This window comes from Hymenobacter sp. B1770 (assembly GCF_049896385.1).
Classification (GTDB): domain Bacteria; phylum Bacteroidota; class Bacteroidia; order Cytophagales; family Hymenobacteraceae; genus Hymenobacter.
In genome coordinates this window covers 250,461-266,097 of the sequence record NZ_JAFCUF010000003.1, presented here as the reverse complement: position 1 = coordinate 266,097, position 15,637 = coordinate 250,461, and the positions used below count along the sequence as shown (strand labels likewise).

The 15,637-nt window shown below is 60.7% G+C and carries 11 protein-coding genes; 6 read left to right on the top strand and 5 right to left on the bottom strand.

Features of this window, described 5'->3' with window-relative positions:
• Positions 1 to 148: 148 nt before the first annotated feature.
• The 3 genes from ACP7AJ_RS07935 to ACP7AJ_RS07925 all read left to right on the top strand — a co-directional run bounded on the left by ACP7AJ_RS07935 (position 149) and on the right by ACP7AJ_RS07925 (position 3,873).
• The gene (locus tag ACP7AJ_RS07935; protein WP_426059654.1) at positions 149 to 2,707 is read left to right on the top strand and encodes a DUF5916 domain-containing protein; all 2,559 of its coding nucleotides are present in this window, start codon (positions 149 to 151) and stop codon (positions 2,705 to 2,707) included.
• 455 nt (positions 2,708 to 3,162) lie between these two features.
• Positions 3,163 to 3,624, top strand: a complete 462-nt coding sequence (locus ACP7AJ_RS07930) for an LEA type 2 family protein (RefSeq protein WP_426059653.1) — start codon at positions 3,163 to 3,165, stop codon at positions 3,622 to 3,624.
• Positions 3,625 to 3,699: 75 nt separating this feature from the next.
• Positions 3,700 to 3,873, top strand: coding sequence for a hypothetical protein (locus ACP7AJ_RS07925; protein ID WP_426059652.1), 174 nt, complete (start codon positions 3,700 to 3,702; stop codon positions 3,871 to 3,873).
• A 303-nt stretch (positions 3,874 to 4,176) separates the two neighbouring features.
• On the opposite strand, the gene ACP7AJ_RS07920 is transcribed toward ACP7AJ_RS07925, so the two are convergent.
• Complete coding sequence (locus tag ACP7AJ_RS07920; RefSeq protein WP_426059651.1) at positions 4,177 to 5,787, bottom strand: S8 family serine peptidase; 1,611 nt, start codon at positions 5,785 to 5,787, stop codon at positions 4,177 to 4,179.
• Between the two features lie 401 nt (positions 5,788 to 6,188).
• Here ACP7AJ_RS07920 and ACP7AJ_RS07915 point away from each other — a divergent pair, with 401 nt between their 5' ends.
• Positions 6,189 to 6,659 carry a hypothetical protein gene (locus ACP7AJ_RS07915; protein WP_426059650.1) on the top strand — a complete coding sequence of 157 codons (471 nt, stop codon included), beginning with the start codon at positions 6,189 to 6,191 and terminating at the stop codon, positions 6,657 to 6,659.
• Here ACP7AJ_RS07915 and meaB read toward each other — a convergent pair.
• Complete coding sequence (gene meaB, locus ACP7AJ_RS07910; protein WP_426059649.1) at positions 6,643 to 7,650, bottom strand: methylmalonyl Co-A mutase-associated GTPase MeaB; 1,008 nt, start codon at positions 7,648 to 7,650, stop codon at positions 6,643 to 6,645. The two genes, ACP7AJ_RS07915 and meaB, sit on opposite strands and share 17 nt — an antisense overlap.
• Positions 7,651 to 7,800: 150 nt before the next feature.
• On the opposite strand from meaB, the gene ACP7AJ_RS07905 reads away from it, so the two are divergent.
• Positions 7,801 to 9,213 carry a DUF5723 family protein gene (locus tag ACP7AJ_RS07905; protein WP_426059648.1) on the top strand — a complete coding sequence of 471 codons (1,413 nt, stop codon included), beginning with the start codon at positions 7,801 to 7,803 and terminating at the stop codon, positions 9,211 to 9,213.
• Between the two features lie 197 nt (positions 9,214 to 9,410).
• Here the strand turns inward: ACP7AJ_RS07905 and ACP7AJ_RS07900 are convergent, their stop codons facing one another.
• From ACP7AJ_RS07900 to ACP7AJ_RS07890, 3 genes are all read right to left on the bottom strand, one after another.
• A complete protein-coding gene (locus ACP7AJ_RS07900) occupies positions 9,411 to 10,502 on the bottom strand; it encodes a hypothetical protein (protein WP_426059647.1) in 1,092 nt (363 codons plus the stop codon).
• Positions 10,503 to 10,770: 268 nt separating this feature from the next.
• Positions 10,771 to 12,099: a glycosyltransferase 87 family protein gene (locus ACP7AJ_RS07895; RefSeq protein WP_426059646.1), complete on the bottom strand. Its 1,329-nt coding sequence runs from the start codon at positions 12,097 to 12,099 to the stop codon at positions 10,771 to 10,773.
• Positions 12,100 to 12,151: 52 nt separating this feature from the next.
• Positions 12,152 to 12,958, bottom strand: a complete 807-nt coding sequence (locus tag ACP7AJ_RS07890) for a L,D-transpeptidase family protein (RefSeq protein ID WP_426059645.1) — start codon at positions 12,956 to 12,958, stop codon at positions 12,152 to 12,154.
• A 184-nt stretch (positions 12,959 to 13,142) separates the two neighbouring features.
• Here ACP7AJ_RS07890 and ACP7AJ_RS07885 point away from each other — a divergent pair, with 184 nt between their 5' ends.
• Entirely contained in the window at positions 13,143 to 15,599 is a 2,457-nt protein-coding gene (locus tag ACP7AJ_RS07885) for an alkaline phosphatase family protein (RefSeq protein ID WP_426059644.1), read from the top strand.
• The last annotated feature ends 38 nt before the right edge of the window (positions 15,600 to 15,637 follow it).

Here is a 15,637-nt window from a genome sequence, read left to right as displayed (position 1 = left end):
CTGGTTGTTAGTCAGATTTTATTAATGCAAGAAGTTAGGGTAGGGGAAGCAACTTTCGGACCTTTGCGGCATCTATGGGCCTACCTCAGGCGAGCTGTATTGGTGTAGTTATATGCGTTGTTTATTACTGATTTGTTGGTTATGTTTTTTGACAGGTGTAGCCCAAGGGCAGCAGCATTCGGTGTCCAGCACCGCCGCCCCCAACGCCGCCCAACCTGCTCCTAAGCGCCAGCTTCAGGCCGTGCGCATCAGCACCCCGCCCAAGCTCGATGGTTTGCTCAATGACGAGGTGTGGCAATCGGCGCCCGTCGCGTCGCAGTTCTACGAGCTGGAGCCCACGCCCGGCCGCCCGGAAAAACACCCCACCGAAGTACGCATTCTCTACGACGACGCGGCCATTTACGTGGGCGCCATCATGCACGACGTGTCGCAGGATTCCATTTTTCGCGAGCTCAGCGCCCGTGACCACATTGGCAATTCCGACTGGTTTGGGGTTTTCATCGACACCTACAACGACCACCTGAACGGCTACGAATTCCTGCTGACGCCCGGCGGCGTTCAGATTGACAGGCGCAACTCGCCCGCTACTGGCGAAGACGGTAATTGGAACGCCGTGTGGGACTCCCGCACCACGCTGCAGGGCAACGACTGGGTGGCCGAAATGCGCATCCCATTTTCGGCCATTCGCTTCAGCAATGCCCCCGAACAGGTGTGGGGCCTGAACTTTGGGCGCCAGCGGCGTAGCACCCGTCAAAAGTTTTTCTGGAACGAGGTGAAGCCCCAGGTGTCGGGCTTTGTGAACCAATGGGGCGAGCTCACGGGCCTGCGCGACCTGAAGCCGCCGCTGCGCCTCTCGCTGACGCCCTACGTTTCGACCTACGTCGACCATTACCCCTTCAACGAGCAGGGCAAGCGGAACACCGCCACCAGCTTCAATGGCGGGGCCGACGTGAAGTGGGGCATCAACGAGAGCTTCACGCTCGACGCCACGCTCGTGCCCGACTTCGGGCAGGTGCAGAGCGACAACCAGGTGCTTAACCTCTCGCCCTTCGAAGTGCAGTTCAACGAAAACCGCCAATTCTTCACCGAAGGCACCGAGCTGTTCAACAAAGGCAACCTGTTTTACTCGCGCCGAGTGGGCGCTACGCCCATCGGCTTCGGGCAGGTGGGCGGGCAGGTGCGCCCGGGCTCCCACGAGGCCGACGGTAGCCGCCAAAGCGGCGAATTTGTGCTGGAGAACCCGGGCACCACGCCTTTGCTGAACGCCACCAAGGTATCGGGCCGTACCAGTAAGGGCCTGGGGGTGGGTATATTCAATGCGTTGAGCAATAACGTGTACGCCACCCTACAGGATAGCACCACCGGCGCTCGCCGCGAGGTGCTCACCCAGCCGTTCAGCAACTACAGCATTGTGGTCTTCGACCAGAGCCTGAAAAACAACTCCTTCGTCAGCCTTATTAACACCAACGTGACGCGGGCCGGCAACACCTACGACGCCAACGTGACCGGTGGCCTGTTTCGCTTTGCCAACAAAGCCAATCGCTACGCCCTCGACGGCCGGCTGATTTATTCCAATCGCCGCGGCAAAGCCTTCAATTCGGACCAAGAAATATCTGACCAGAACGGTTACAAATACTTTCTGAACTTCGGCAAAATCAGCGGCAAGTTTACCTGGAACGTCGACCACGGCATCGAGTCGCACACGTACAATCCCAACGACCTTGGCCTGCTGTTCAGCAACAACAAGATTTCGCAGTCGCTCAACGCGAACTACAATATTTACACGCCTTTCTGGAAGGTAAACCGGCTCACAACCCATGCCAACCTTCTGTACACGATGCTGCAGCAGCCCCTGCTGCGCTACCAGAGCACAACCCTGTATTTTGGCGCCAATACCACCTTCACCAAGAACTTTATCTCCACGGGCATCAACGGGGATGCCTCGCCGCTGAACCGCGACTACTTCGACCCGCGCCGCACGCCCATCGGAGAATACTACGTGCGCCTCCCGGCCAACGTGGGCCTCCACGGCTACTTGTCGTCGGACTACCGCAAGAAATTTGCCTACGATTTTAGCTACGGCCTCCGCTTTTATGCTGCCGATGGCGACCGCACCGGACGTAACAACTTTTCCGCCACTCTAAGCCCGCGCTACCGGGCCAGCAACCAGCTCAGCTTCATCTACAACCTGCACTACGAGTTGCGCCGCAACCAGATTGGCTACGCCGGCGGCCTCAACCGGTCCCAGCCCGAGGATGCCGCCCTGCTGGCGGCCTTTGGCCGCGACGTGCTGCTAGGCCGACGCACCGTCACTACCATCACCAACACAGCCACGGCCACCTACACGTTCACCAACCGCATGTCGTTCAACGTGCGGATGCGGCACTACGTGAGCAACGTGCACTACCTGGACTTCACGCGCCTGCGCCCCGACGGCGTGGAAACTCCCGTGGCCTACCAGCGCAACCGCGACAACACATTCAACGCTTTCAACATCGACGCCGTGTACTCGTGGTGGTTTGCGCCTGGCTCCCAGGTGAGCGTGGTGTGGAAGAACGCCGGGGCAACCCTTCTCGAGGCCAATGCCGCCACGCCGCTCTACTTCGATAACCTGAGCAACACCATCAACACCCCGCACAATAACTCGGTGTCGGTGAAGGTGCTGTACTTCCTGGATTACCTGGCCTTGCGGCCGCGCCGCGCTTAGACAGCCGGGAAGATGTTAGAGCGCTTTACTCGCCCCTGACATTGTTTTTACAGTTTTTTTTAAATCTTAGCGCTATACAAAAAAAGCCTTTGATTGTGTGCGCGTTAGCTGTGACGCGTTTTGCGACGGGTTTCGGTTTTCGTAAACCCGGCCATAACTAGCCCGCTGGGTACTCGCGTAGGTAAGGAAGTATGATGTTGAATCTCAGCCGATTGATGGCTGGGCGAGGCGCAGTTTATTCTAATCTACCTCCTGGATTATGGCTTCTGAATCGTATCCGCGGCGGCACGCGCTGCCGACTGGCTTTTTTGTGCTGCTTGGCTTGTTGTTGGTGGGCGGCGGCATTGCCTAATTCGCCACCGACCGCAGCCGCGACCTGGCACCCACCCTCGAAGCCCCGACCCTAAACATCAGCAACATCACGCGAAAGAATTCGGGGCAAAATGGTGGTGCACATGCGCAACAACGCGCCCGTGAGCCTCAAAGTTGACAGCCTGAGCTACGAAACCCTGGTAGACGGCAAGCGCCTCGCCCAGGGCCGCAAAGACCGGCCCCTGGAGATTGAGAAAAACGCCACCAACCGCCTCGAACTGCCCATCAGCCTCAACATTCCTAAGCTGAAGAACACGGCCGAAACGGCCCAGCAGGACTGCGTGGCCGTGCAGATGCGCACCCTGCTCTACGCTGACTTGCCCGGGGTGGGCCCCACCAAAATGCCCGTGGATGTGAGCAAGCGCGTCTATATTCCCAAACTGCCCAAGATTGAAGTGGCCGATGTGGACGTTACCAAGCTGGGCCTGCAGGAGGGAAAAGCCATGGTGAACCTGCGTGTCACGAACTACGAATCCATTCCTTTCACCGTTAAAAGCGTGAACTACCGCTTTCAGATTGAAGACGGCCTCGACGTGAAAGGCTAGGAAACCAAGGACGTCACCTTTAATAAAAAGGGCACCGAGCTAATGCCGGTCCACGTCAAGTTCGAGTCCAAATCCATGCCTAAGGTGCTGTTCAAATCCTTGTTCAAGGCCAAAAAAACCGATTACAAGCTCAGCGGCACCGCCACCGTGGCAGTAGGGGAAGAAGACGCGAAAGATGCTACCATGCATTTCAATGGCAGTGGCACTGTGAAGGAGTTGAAAGAGCTGGCGAAGGCGGTGAAAGAGTAGCAGGTTGTATGACTGGCTGCCCCATCGAACGGTCATGCTGAGCTTGTCGAAGCATCTCGCGTGGGGTGGTAAATCCAATCGCCTGTCATGCTGAGGCACGAAGCATCCTGTCACGTTAGAACCATTCGTTCAACGGAGATAAGATGCTTCGTGCTTCAGCATGACAGACAATTGACTTACTACACCCATGCGAGATGCTTCGACAAGCTCAGCATGACCGTCTTTATTGCTTCCTGCATAAACAGAACAAGCTAAAAGAGCAGCAAGGCTGTCCTGCCAACGCTAGGCGGTTCAACTCACAGGCTACTTGCTCGCAGTAGTTTGCTGCTCCGCCAGCTTCACGGCTTCGTACAGGTTCACGATGCCGCCGCTGCGGGACAGCGTGGCAAAATCAACCGATTTTTTGGTGCCCGGCTTGAGGACTTTGGTGTGGTAGGGCACCGCCGACTGCATGATAATCTGCTTGAGCTGCTGCGGGGTGAGCTGCGGAAAATACGCCTTTAGCACAGCCGCTACGCCCGCCACCACCGGGGCCGCCATGCTGGTGCCGCTGAAAGTGCCATACGTGTTGCCCGGTGTAGAGGAATAGATGTCGACGCCGGGCGCAAACACGTCTACCGTTTGCTTGCCGTAGTTGGAAAACTCGGCCACCAGCTGCTCGGTGTTGAGGCGGCTGCTGGCGCCCACCGTAATCTGGTTCGGAATGTCCTGCCCGCTGAGGTAGCGCGCCGAGGGGAAGTTCCGGCCGGCATCGGTGTCGCGGCTGCTGTTGCCGGCAGCGTGCACCAGCAGCACGCCCTTTTGGTCGGCGTACTGCATGGCCGCGTCCACTGCGGCTTTGTCGGGCGAAAAGTCCTTTCCAAAGCTCATGCTGATGATTTGGGCGCCGTTGTCCACCGCGTAGCGAATGGCGTTGGCCACGTCTTTGTCGCGCTCATCGCCGCTGGGCGTCGAGCGCACGCTCATGATGCGCACCGAGGCGGCCACGCCATCGGCGCCTAACTGGTTGCTGCGCACGCCGGCAATGATGCCGGCGCAGTGTGTGCCGTGGGTGGCATCGGGGCCCTGTGAGTCGGGGTTGCCGTAGCCTGTTTCGGTGAGGTTGGTCAGGTCGTCGCCCACCAGGGCGCGGGGGTTGTAATCGGGGTTGAGGCTTTTTTCGAGCCGGTCGCGGGAGTGCGTAAGGGCTTCGTTGAGGCTCTGCAGGGCTGCATCGGTGCTAGCGAAGTTGTTGCGGCGCAGAAAGCCATCTAGGGAGGCTGCGCTGGGCACATCGGGGCGAGAGCGGGTGGCCTGCCGCAGGGTAGCGGTGTCGAGCAGGGCTACATTCAGCACTCTTTTTACCCGTTCGAACGCGGCCGTGTTGCTTTCTAGCGCGCCGGTCAGCATGGAGAACTGCTTGTTTTCCTGGGCCCGGTCTTGCTGGTAAGAAGCTTTGGCTTGCTCGTACACATCGAACCTGGCTTGGTCGGCTGCCGACAGCGACCTGCGTTTCTTGCCTTCAAACTGCGCCTTGTACTGCGCATAGATGCGGGTTTGCTCCAGCGTTTCCACGGCAATGTTCTGGCCGTCTTTGCCACCCAGAAAATTCCAGCCGCGCACGTCGTCCACGTAGCCGTTCTTGTCGTCGTCAATCCCATTGCCAGCTATTTCGGTGGGTTTGCTCCACAAAATGGGCTTCAGGTCCACGTGGGTTGAGTCGATGCCCGAGTCGAGCACCGCTACCAGCACCGGCGTGGGCTTGCGGGCAGCCAGCAGTTCTTGGTAGGCCCGGTCGGCGCTGATGCCGGGCACGCCGTCGGCCTTCAGGTCCAGGTGCTGCCAGCGGCGCAGTTGTTCTGTGGTTTGGGCCCGAGCCATGAACGAGGTGAAAGTCAGGAGCCCAAGCAAGGCCAGGCGAGTAGAAACGAGCATATAATCGGGGAGAATAAGGGACAAGAAGAAATGAATTGCCGACAACAGGAATCAACAACGAAGCTATTCGACAGCGGCGAGAGTTACTAACCGCTGGCCTGCTTTGGAGCATTATTAATGCGGGTAATGGCTGCCAGCCATAAGCGGCGGTCTTAGCCTTGGGTTGTTAGCGGGTGTTCATTATCGAACACCTGCCCAAAGACGAACATATTCTGTCCAGGCCAATAAGCCGTTTGTTCTATTATTATATTGATTGTCAGTTAATTGAAAAATTGGCATGGCGTTGGAAATTACCCTAATACCTCTGGGCGGCAGATGCTCAAAACCGGACATAAGCATTTGTCTTGCGCCGGCCTCGCCAGGGTAGTACAATTTCACCTTCCATCTTTTTTCTGTTAGTCATGAAAACCTCTTTCAATCTCCTCATTTCGCAGCCCGTTGCCGAAGTACAACTCATTGTCCGCTCTATGGTGCGTCCAGCGCTGCTTGGCTTGGTTGCCGTGGTCGGAGCCGGTTTCGGCAGCCCCGCCCAGGCCCAGCAAACCCAGCCGGTGCACGTGACGCAGCCCGACGCCGAAAGCCTGCGCATCCGCATCAGCAACTCCACCAGTAAGCCCGCCGTGCTGCGGGTAGTGAACATGACTAAAGGCAACACGATTCTCCACGAAATCCACCGGGAGTCAGCCTACGGCACGCTGCTTAAATTCAACACCCTCCCCAGTGGTCGGTACGCCGTGATACTGAGCGTGGGACCCAACCGCTACCGCTACAATGTGCAGGTATACAGCAAAAAGCCTGGGGGCGCCACCATCGCCGTAAGCGAAACAATGAGCCGCCGCGTGGAGAGCGGACTGGCTACGGCGTCTTTGTAAGGTCGCCGGAAAGCTCTAGCAATTCCGTGGCTGCTGCGAAGGGTGTCAACCTTCCGGCAGCCACGGCTTGTTGCATATCGGGGAGCCGCTTGCGCACCGCCGCCGCTGCATAAAACCGCGCTTCCAGCTCCTGCACAATGCTTTGGTGCAGCCACTGAAGCTGCTGCTGCTGCCGTCGCTGCTGGAAATAGCCGTTTTGCCGGGTGGCGGCGGCATAGTTTTCAATTACCTCCCACACCTCGGCCAGGCCGGTGCCGCTCACGGCCGAGGTCAGCAGCACGGGCTGCGCCTGGCCCGACGGCGAGGGCGGAAACAGGTGCAGCGCACTTTGGTAATCGACGCGGGCGCGGCGGGCGGCCTGCTCGTTGCCGTGGTCGGCTTTGGTGATGCACAGGGCATCGGCCATTTCCATAATGCCGCGCTTGAGGCCCTGGAGCTCGTCGCCGGCGCCAGCAAGCATGAGCAGCAAAAAGAAATCGACCATGCCGTGCACGGTGGTTTCGGACTGACCCACGCCCACAGTTTCGACGAAAATGACGTCGTGGCCCGCGGCTTCGCACAGCAGCAAGGCCTCGCGGGTGGCGCGGGCCACGCCGCCCAGGCTGGTGCCGGCAGGGGAGGGCCGGATGAAGGCCGACGGGTGCGCCGACAGCCAGGGCATGCGGGTTTTATCGCCCAGAATGCTGCCGCCGCCACGCTGGCTGCTGGGGTCCACGGCCAGCACGGCCAGCTGCTTGCCCAGGGTTTCGACCAAGTGCCGGCCCAAGGCCTCAATAAACGTGCTTTTGCCCACGCCCGGCACGCCCGTAATGCCCACGCGCAGGCTGCGGCCGGTGTGGGGCAGCACGGCCTGCAGCACTTCCTGGGCCAGGGCTTGGTCGGCGGGCAGGGTGCTTTCGACCAAGGTGATGGCCCGGCCCAGAATGGTGCGGTTGCCGGCCAGAATGCCAGCCGCGTACTCTGGGGCAGTAAGTCGTTTGGGAGCAGGCATGAGGTAGTAGCACGAGCTTGCGCTCGGGGTTGGATGGACTTGTCAGGAGCAGAATTGCTCGATGGCGGCTTATTTTACGAAATCAAACGGCAAGCTAATGGATAGGATGGCCTAGCCCGCCCAGCTGCTGCTGACTTTACCCCGGACCCTATGAAATCCCTACGCCTCCTGCCCCTGGCCGCCTTGCTGGCGCTGCCCACCGCCGTGCGCGCCCAAAACGAGCTTAGCAATTTTTCGGCTACCGGCCGGGGCGGCGTTATCAATACGTTTGCCCATGGCTACCAGGCCATCGGAGTGAACCCCGCCAACCTGGGCCGCACCGGCGAATCGGCGGTGTCTTTCACCATTGGCGAGGTGGGCATGGGCCTGGCTTCCCGCTCGCTGAGCCAGACCTTTTTCGAACGCATCATTTTTGAGCGCACCGAAGCCATCAGCCCCGCCGACCGCAACGCCTTGGTCGATGGCTTTGCGGGCGACAATGCCTTCAATCTGAACGTCGACGCCACCACACTGGGGCTGGCCGTCAGCCTGCCCAACGGCCTGGGTGGCCTGGCCTTCAGCAACCGCCAACGCCTCAGCGCTCACCTGGCCCTGAACCGCAACGCGGCCGATGTCATCATCAATGGCAAGGAAGCCGCCAGCATTCAGCCTTATTACACCACCACGGGCCCTGGCCCGCTGCCGCCCCCGCTGCTGTCGGAATTTCTGGACGGCACCGCCATCCAGATGGCCTGGACCAGCGAGTACAACATATCCTACGGCCTGCGCGTGCTCGACAAAACGGGCTTTAAGCTTTCCGCTGGGGCGGGATACCGATATATCCAGGGCTTCGGGGTTGCCGATATTCGAGCTGAAGAAGGCAATTTGACGGCCTATTCGGCACTAACCCCGTTTCTAGGAGTTGATTACAGTGCTCTGGCGAACAACCCAAATTTCCGCCGTGAAATGGGTTCGGGGCTGAAGCCAGTGGGCCGCGGCCACGGCTACGACTTAGGACTAGCTGCCGAAATAGGCAAAATCGTGCGCGTCGGCGCATCCTTCACCGACCTGGGCTCCATGACCTGGACCGGCAACGTAGTGACTGCTGCCGACCAGCAACTTCAGCCCACTTCCGCTACGGGCCTCGAAACCTACGACGTGCTCAAAGAGGTGGTGAAGCAATTTGATACTGACCAAGACAACCTCTTTACCTACGATGGCCAGCAGGAACGCACCGCCGCCCTGCCGGCCAAGCTGCGCCTGGGCGCTGGCGTGCGCATCAGCAGCCTGCTCGAGGCGGGAGTCGATTTCACCGCGCCGCTCAACAAAGTAGCCGGGAACCTGACGTCGCCTTTTGTGGGGCTAGGTGTTGACTTTAAGCCTACGCGCTGGCTGCGCCTGAGCAGCGGCGTAAGTGGCGGCGCAGGCTTCGGCACCAACCTACCGCTGGGCCTCACGCTGGTAACCCCTATTTGGGAAGCCGGCATCAGCACGCGCGACGTGTTCGGCTTCTCCAGCGAAAAGTCGCCATACTACTCCATGGCTCTGGGGGTTCTGCGCTTCAAGTTCGGCGGGGATAAATAAGCTAATCGGCTGCCCGGCAAGTTAGGCAAAGAGGCTGCCATGACAGTTGCCGTTCCGTCTGTCATGCTGACGTAGGAAGTATCTTATCCCCGCGGAACGAATCGTCAAGACGTGAAAGGATGCTTCCTTCGTCAGCATGACAGTTGGCGCACTGTAATAGCCCAGTTAGGTACTATTATAGTCCCCTTAGCCTCACTTTAGGGCACTACCACGAAGGCGGGCAGGCCCAGTTTGCTGCGGCGGCCGCCTAGCTTCAGGCCTTCGTCCACGTACTGGCAGTCTTTGCCCAGGGCGTTGGGGTTCTGAATCACGCCCAGGTTGGGGTTGTCTTCGCGGGCCACGTAGATGCGGCCGTCGGGGCCGAGCTGCAGGGCGCCAATTTTGCGGTTGGCCGACTTGCCCACCAGCAGCTTGTCCTTAGTTCGGAGGTCGAACTGCCAGATTTCGGTTTGGCCACCGCCCACGCCGTTGCAGGTGCCGTAGAGCTTGGTACCATCGGGCGAGAACTCAACGCCGTAGGCCTCCGCAAAGGGGCCAAAGCTGCTGGGGTTGCTCACCTTGCCGGTGGTGCGGTCGAAGTCGTACAGTTCAAACTTGTTGCTTTCGCGCCACAGCGCGGCGGCCAGGCGGCGGCCATCGGGCGAGAACTTCAGGGCGCCAATGGCATTGCGGCCAGGGCCAGCGTTCATGCTGCCTACATTGCTCATGATGGGCTTGCCGGCCACACCATCGGCCGTGACGAGGTAAGACACAAAGGCGTTGGAGTTCCAGCGGTGGGCCACCACCCAGGTGTCGCGGCCATTGGTGTGGCGCACGGCGGCCAGCTTTTCCGCTACCGGCTGAATGAGCAGCAGGTTCAGGCGCGGCAGGTCGCCGAAGCCATTGTCGCGGGTCATGTCGACGATGGAATAGCGCAGGCCTTCGGGGGTGCCCTGCGGGGCTACCGTGAAAATGTAGAAGATGTTACCCGAGCCCGGGTCAGGCACGATGAGGGCCGACTGCGTGCTGCTACCACTGCCCATAAGCTTGCGGCCATTAGGCATGACCTGGTGTTTGCGGTTCCACACGGTTTCGCCGTTGGTATAGAAGAGCAGCTCGCCCCGGGAACTGGTGGCCACGGCACAGCCTTCGTAGGTAGTCATCTTGCCGTCGTTGAGCGGCTTGGGCGTGTTGCCATCGGCGAAGGTGAGGCCGGCCTGCTGGCCAAAATACCAAATGTCGGTGGGCCGCTGGGCACGGGCCGAGAAGGAAAGCAGGAGGGGGATGATGGCGAAAAGAAAGCGTTTCATAATGGGAAAAGCAGGTTGTTGGCGGAGTAAACGAAAAAATCGTGCCGGCTGGTGTGATGCGCTTGCAGGGGCCATTTGTAAGGCTGAGGAAAGATGCAGCTCGGTGCCTAGCCGAAAAATAAATTGACTGTCATGCTGAGCTTGTCGAAGCATCTCTACCGCTTCGTTGAAGTAGCATTGATTACTCCCGGGGTAGAGATGCTTCGACAAGCTCAGCATGACAGATGGCGCGGTAAAGATGCCGCTGACGTCGCTTTAGTAGGTCGGCCTACCCTTCACCGGCCGACCTAGCCTGCACTGGCCGGGCTAGCAGCAAACCCAGTGCTCCCAGCAGCGCCAGCGGCATCAGGAAATACACAAACTGCAGCCCCGCCGGGTTGCCTAAGGCCAGGGCAATGCCATTGAGCGGTAGAAAGAAGGGAAGCAGTAATGCCAGCAGCAACCAGCGCAGCCGCTTAGGCAGCCGAAACCCGAAGGCCAGCAGCGGCACAAGCAGCACGGCATCATAGTACAGATGATAGGTAGTGAGCAGCGTCAGGAAACTCAATACCAGAAACAAATACCAGTGGGCCAGCACCACACCGCGCCGCCGCAGCCAGAACAGCCGCAGCCCGGCGGCCAGCCACACTGATCGGTGCAGCAGCGGGTGCCAAGGGCTGCTGCCGGGTTGCAGCCACTCCAGCACGTTTCCCAGTTCCAGGCGCAAGGTCATGCCCTGGGTGAGGGGATAGTCTGGGTCGCTGGGGTCGAAAGCCTGGGCGCGCACCTGCGCCACCAGGCTTTGGTAGGTGGGCAGCAAATCGGCCGGGAAGGCCGCCCAATGCCAGGCCGCGGCGCTGAGCAGTGCTACCAGCACCGCTGCCACGGTGAGCGTGGCCCACTGTTTTTGCCATAAAAACCACGCCGCGAACGGCAGGAGTAGGGTTACCTTGAAGGCTGCCAACCCCAGCAGCAGGCCGGCCAGCACGGCCCGCCTGGTAACTCCGCCCAGTGCCGGAGCCACGACTGCCGCTGAAGCTTCATGGGTGGCAGGTGTAGCCTCTAAGGGGAAGGGTAACCAGCTTGTTCCCAAGCGGGCCGCGGCTAGCGCGCCCACACCCAGGGCTAGGGCCACAAAAGTGGGCTGGCCCGTGAGCAAGGCGGGCACAGTGCCCTTGAGCGCCAGCGCTGCCACCAAGTAGTGCCACCACGGCGCAACGGGCGCGTTTTCCGAACGCAAAACGAGGGGCCACAGCCAAGCCAGCAACGCGAGGCTCAACCCTGCCAATGCAGTCCACAGCGGCCAGGCCAGGCGATAGGGGAGCTGCCCAATGGTGAGACCAAAAAGAGCGGCTGCCCACGGCGGATACAGAAAAGGCAGGTTGGGCAGTCCCGGCTGGGTGCGGCTACTGAGGGCTTCCTGCCGCACAATGCGCTGCCAGCCCTGCTTGAGCGTGGTGTCATGGTAGGGGTTGAGGCCCTCGCGTAGCACGGCTTGGCCCACGTAGCAGGTCCGGAAATCCATGGGCCGGTCGGCGTCGGGACGAGGTTCGCGCAGCACACGGCTCGCGTTGAACAGGACAACCAAAACCAGGAAAAGCAGCAGGTAGCGTGGCACGCCGGCAAGTTAGTGCGCCGGTGGCGGGGGCACGGCTGTTGCTAAACGCTCCTTATTTCCCGGCCACCGACAGGCGAGCCAGTTCGGCGGCTTCGTGGTGTTGTTCAAAGTAGGTATAGCCCGGCATCAGGCCCCGCCAGAAGGCTTGGTGCGGGCTGGCAGCGCGCTTGGCCAGCTCCTTTTCGGTGAGGGGGAAGGGAAAGATGTGCACCGGAATAATGCCCTGGCCGGCTGCCCGTGCCGCCACCGCCAGTAGGTACACTTCCTCAATCCCGATGTCGGTGATGGGCAGGCACCCCACCGTGACCTCCCCGCCGTGAATGAAGATGTCGCCGCCGGGGTTGGCCTCGCCCAAGGCACGGTCGGTGGCGTTGGGGTAGTTGATGCCAAGCGAAAGGTGGTAGTTGCTTTGGGGGTTGAAGCGGTCGATTTCGTAAAAGCCTTCGGGCACCTGGCGGTCGCCGGCGCGGCGTTTGGGACCCAACCGGCCCGACGTGGCTGCCAGAGGATACGCCTGCAGCAGCGCAAACGGTCCGGCGCCCCGATTGCGCGCCCACACCTCCAGCTCCTGGTTGGTTTTGATGACCCGCAGAAAGATTTCGAGCTGCCGCGGGTCGAGCTTATGAGCGCGGAGGCGGTCGGCCACTACGGGCCCGGTGCCGACCTGCGCCATCCGCACCCGCACAAACCGGAGCTGCTCCTGCCAAAAAGCTCCGTCGGTAGGGCCGGCTTCCCCCAGCGTAGTGGTTTCAGCGGGCGGCGTACAGGCTTGGGCCAGCAGCTGATACAGGGGCAATAACAAAAACACGCAGCACGACAAACGACGCAGACGCAGCATAATACTAACCACAAAGACCATGAATGCAGCTACAACGTCATTCAGTTGTTTCTATTTTATGAAAGGCAAAAACGTGCTGCCAGGGCGCTAAATCGGTGGAAGTAATGTAGGGGTAACGACGTGCTCGTGCTTGCTGGCTACCTTCGTGGCGGCTGGCGCGGCAGCTTTCCCGCGGAGCTTTTTGCTTATGGTTTTTTCTGCCCGATTGCGTTTTTTTGCCCCTTTGCTGCACTTGCTGGTGTTGCTGGGCTGCTCCGGTAGCCCCGGCACCAAAACCGTGGCTGAAGCGCCCGGCGTACTGCCCGGCCCCATAGCCGGCACCAACCAAACGCTGCTGCCCAACGGCTGGAAGCTGAGCCCCGCCGGCGCCCTCACGCCTCTAGGCGACCTGCCCCTCAACCTGCAAATCAGCCCAGATGGCCGCTTGGCCGCGGTAGTGAACGCAGGCTGGGGCGAAAACTCAGTTCAACTCCTCGAAGTAGCCACCGGCAAGCTGCTCGATACCCGCGTGGTGCCCGCCGCCTGGATGGGCCTCGCCTTTGCTCCCGACGGCCGCAGCCTTTACGCCTCGGGCGGCCAGCACAACCGCATCCACAGCTTCCGGGTGGAGGGCCAGAAGCTGCGCCCTGACAGCGCCTTGGTGCTCGGCGACAAATGGCCGAAGCAGAAAATCGGCGTGGCCGGCCTCGTGGTAGATGGCCGGCGCAACCTGCTCTACGCCGTGACGCGGGAAGACAACTCGCTCTACACTTTCGACCTGAAAACGCGCCGGATACTGCGCACCCTCAAGCTGCCCGCCGAAGCTTACGCCGTGCTGCTCAGCCCCGATGGAGCCCGCCTCTATATCAGCCTGTGGGGCGGCCACGCGGTGGTTCCCTACGACATCGCCAGCCAGAAACTCTTGCCCAGCATTGAGGTGGAAAGCCACCCCAATGACATGGCCCTGACCCATGACGGCGGCCGCCTGTTCGTGGCCAACGCCAACAGCAACTCGGTTTCCATCATCGACACCCGCCAGGGTCGCGTCATCGAAACGCTAAATACAGCCTTGTTCCCTGCCTCGCCCGCCGGTAGCACGCCCAACAGCGTGACCCTGAACGCCGACGACACCCAGCTCTTCATTGCCAACGCTGACAACAACTGCCTGGCTGTGTTCGACGTGCGCGAGCCCCGCGCCAGCCGGCCCCTGGGCTTCGTGCCCACCGGCTGGTACCCCACGGCGGTGCGCGTGGCGGGCTCGCAGCTGATGGTTGTCAATGGCAAAGGTCAGACCCCCAAGCCCAACCCCAACGGCCCTAACCCAGTGCGCGACGTAGGCGAAAAGGGCGCTGGCTACATAGGAGGCCTGCTGGGCAGTTCCCTGGCGCGCCTGCCGCTGCCCGATGCCGCGGCACTGGCCACGTTCTCGGCTCAGGTGTATGCCAACACACCCTTCTCCAAAGACCGTGAAGCCTCGCCCGACGTGCCGGCCGGCAACCCCGTGCCGCAGCGCGTGGGCGATAAGTCGCCCATTAAACACGTCTTCTACATCATCAAAGAGAACCGTACTTACGACCAAGTGCTTGGCGATGTGCCCGCCGGCAACGGCGATATTAGCTTGTGCTTGTTTCCGGAAAAGGTGACGCCCAACCACCACGCCCTTACGCGGGAGTTTGTGCTGCTCGATAACTTCTACGTCGATGCTGAAGTCAGTGCCGACGGCCACAACTGGAGCACGGCCGCCTACGCCACTGATTTCGTGGAGAAAAGCTGGCCCAGCAACTACAGCGGCCGCGGTGGCAGCTACGATTTTGAGGGCGCACGGGGCGAAGTGGCCCAGCCCAAAGACGGCTTCCTCTGGGACTATTGCCTGCGCGCCGGCCGCAGCTTCCGCTCCTACGGCGAGTTCGTGTTTCAGGGCAAGCCCACCACACCGGCCATTGCGGCCAACTATTGCAAAAAGTACGCAGGCTTCGACATGAACGTGCTCGATGTAGACCGCGAAAAGGTGTGGGAGCAAGACTTCGATAGCCTTGTGGCCATCAACGCCGTGCCCGACCTGAGCATTATCCGCCTGCCCAACGACCACACGCTGGGTGCTTACAAAGGCGCCCTGCACCCGCTGTCCTACGCCGCCGACAACGACCTGGCCCTGGGACGGATGCTGGAGCACCTCTCGAAAAGTCCCGTCTGGAAAGAGTCGGTAGTCATGATAATCGAGGACGACGCCCAGAACGGCCCCGACCACGTCGACGCACACCGCTCCACGGCTTACTTGGTAGGGCCCTACATCCGGCGCCACGCCGTGGTGCACACAGCCTATACCACCTCGGGCATGCTGCGCACGCTGGAGCTTATCCTTGGCCTGCCGCCCATGAGCCAGTACGACGCCGCCGCCGTGCCACTCTGGGCCTGCTTCACCTCCAAGCCCAACTTCGCGCCCTACGTTCTGCGCCCGCCTACCACGGCTCTCGACATGCGCAACACCGCCTACAACGCGCCCGCTCGGCGCGCCGAAAAATTCGATTTCAGCCGCGAAGACGCCGCGCCCGACCTGGCGTTTAACGAGAATATCTGGCAGGCCATCCGGGGCGAGCACAGTTACATGCCTGCTCCGCGGCGCAGCGCCGCCGTGCGCGAGGCCAAAACAGAGCACGAGGATGAAGACGATGATGACGACTAAGCATTTATTGAACATCACTCCCCTCCTTAGCTAAGGAG

Excerpts from the sequence above, each read along its gene's own strand:
- meaB (WP_426059649.1), bottom strand. The coding sequence starts at position 7,650 with ATGCCTGCTCCCAAACGACTTACTGCCCCAGAGTACGCGGCTGGCATT.
- ACP7AJ_RS07920 (WP_426059651.1), bottom strand. The coding sequence starts at position 5,787 with ATGCTCGTTTCTACTCGCCTGGCCTTGCTTGGGCTCCTGACTTTCACC.
- ACP7AJ_RS07925 (WP_426059652.1), top strand. The coding sequence starts at position 3,700 with ATGCCTAAGGTGCTGTTCAAATCCTTGTTCAAGGCCAAAAAAACCGAT.
- ACP7AJ_RS07900 (WP_426059647.1), bottom strand. The coding sequence starts at position 10,502 with ATGAAACGCTTTCTTTTCGCCATCATCCCCCTCCTGCTTTCCTTCTCG.
- ACP7AJ_RS07915 (WP_426059650.1), top strand. The coding sequence starts at position 6,189 with ATGAAAACCTCTTTCAATCTCCTCATTTCGCAGCCCGTTGCCGAAGTA.
- ACP7AJ_RS07930 (WP_426059653.1), top strand. The coding sequence starts at position 3,163 with ATGCGCAACAACGCGCCCGTGAGCCTCAAAGTTGACAGCCTGAGCTAC.
- ACP7AJ_RS07905 (WP_426059648.1), top strand. The coding sequence starts at position 7,801 with ATGAAATCCCTACGCCTCCTGCCCCTGGCCGCCTTGCTGGCGCTGCCC.
- ACP7AJ_RS07890 (WP_426059645.1), bottom strand. The coding sequence starts at position 12,958 with ATGGTCTTTGTGGTTAGTATTATGCTGCGTCTGCGTCGTTTGTCGTGC.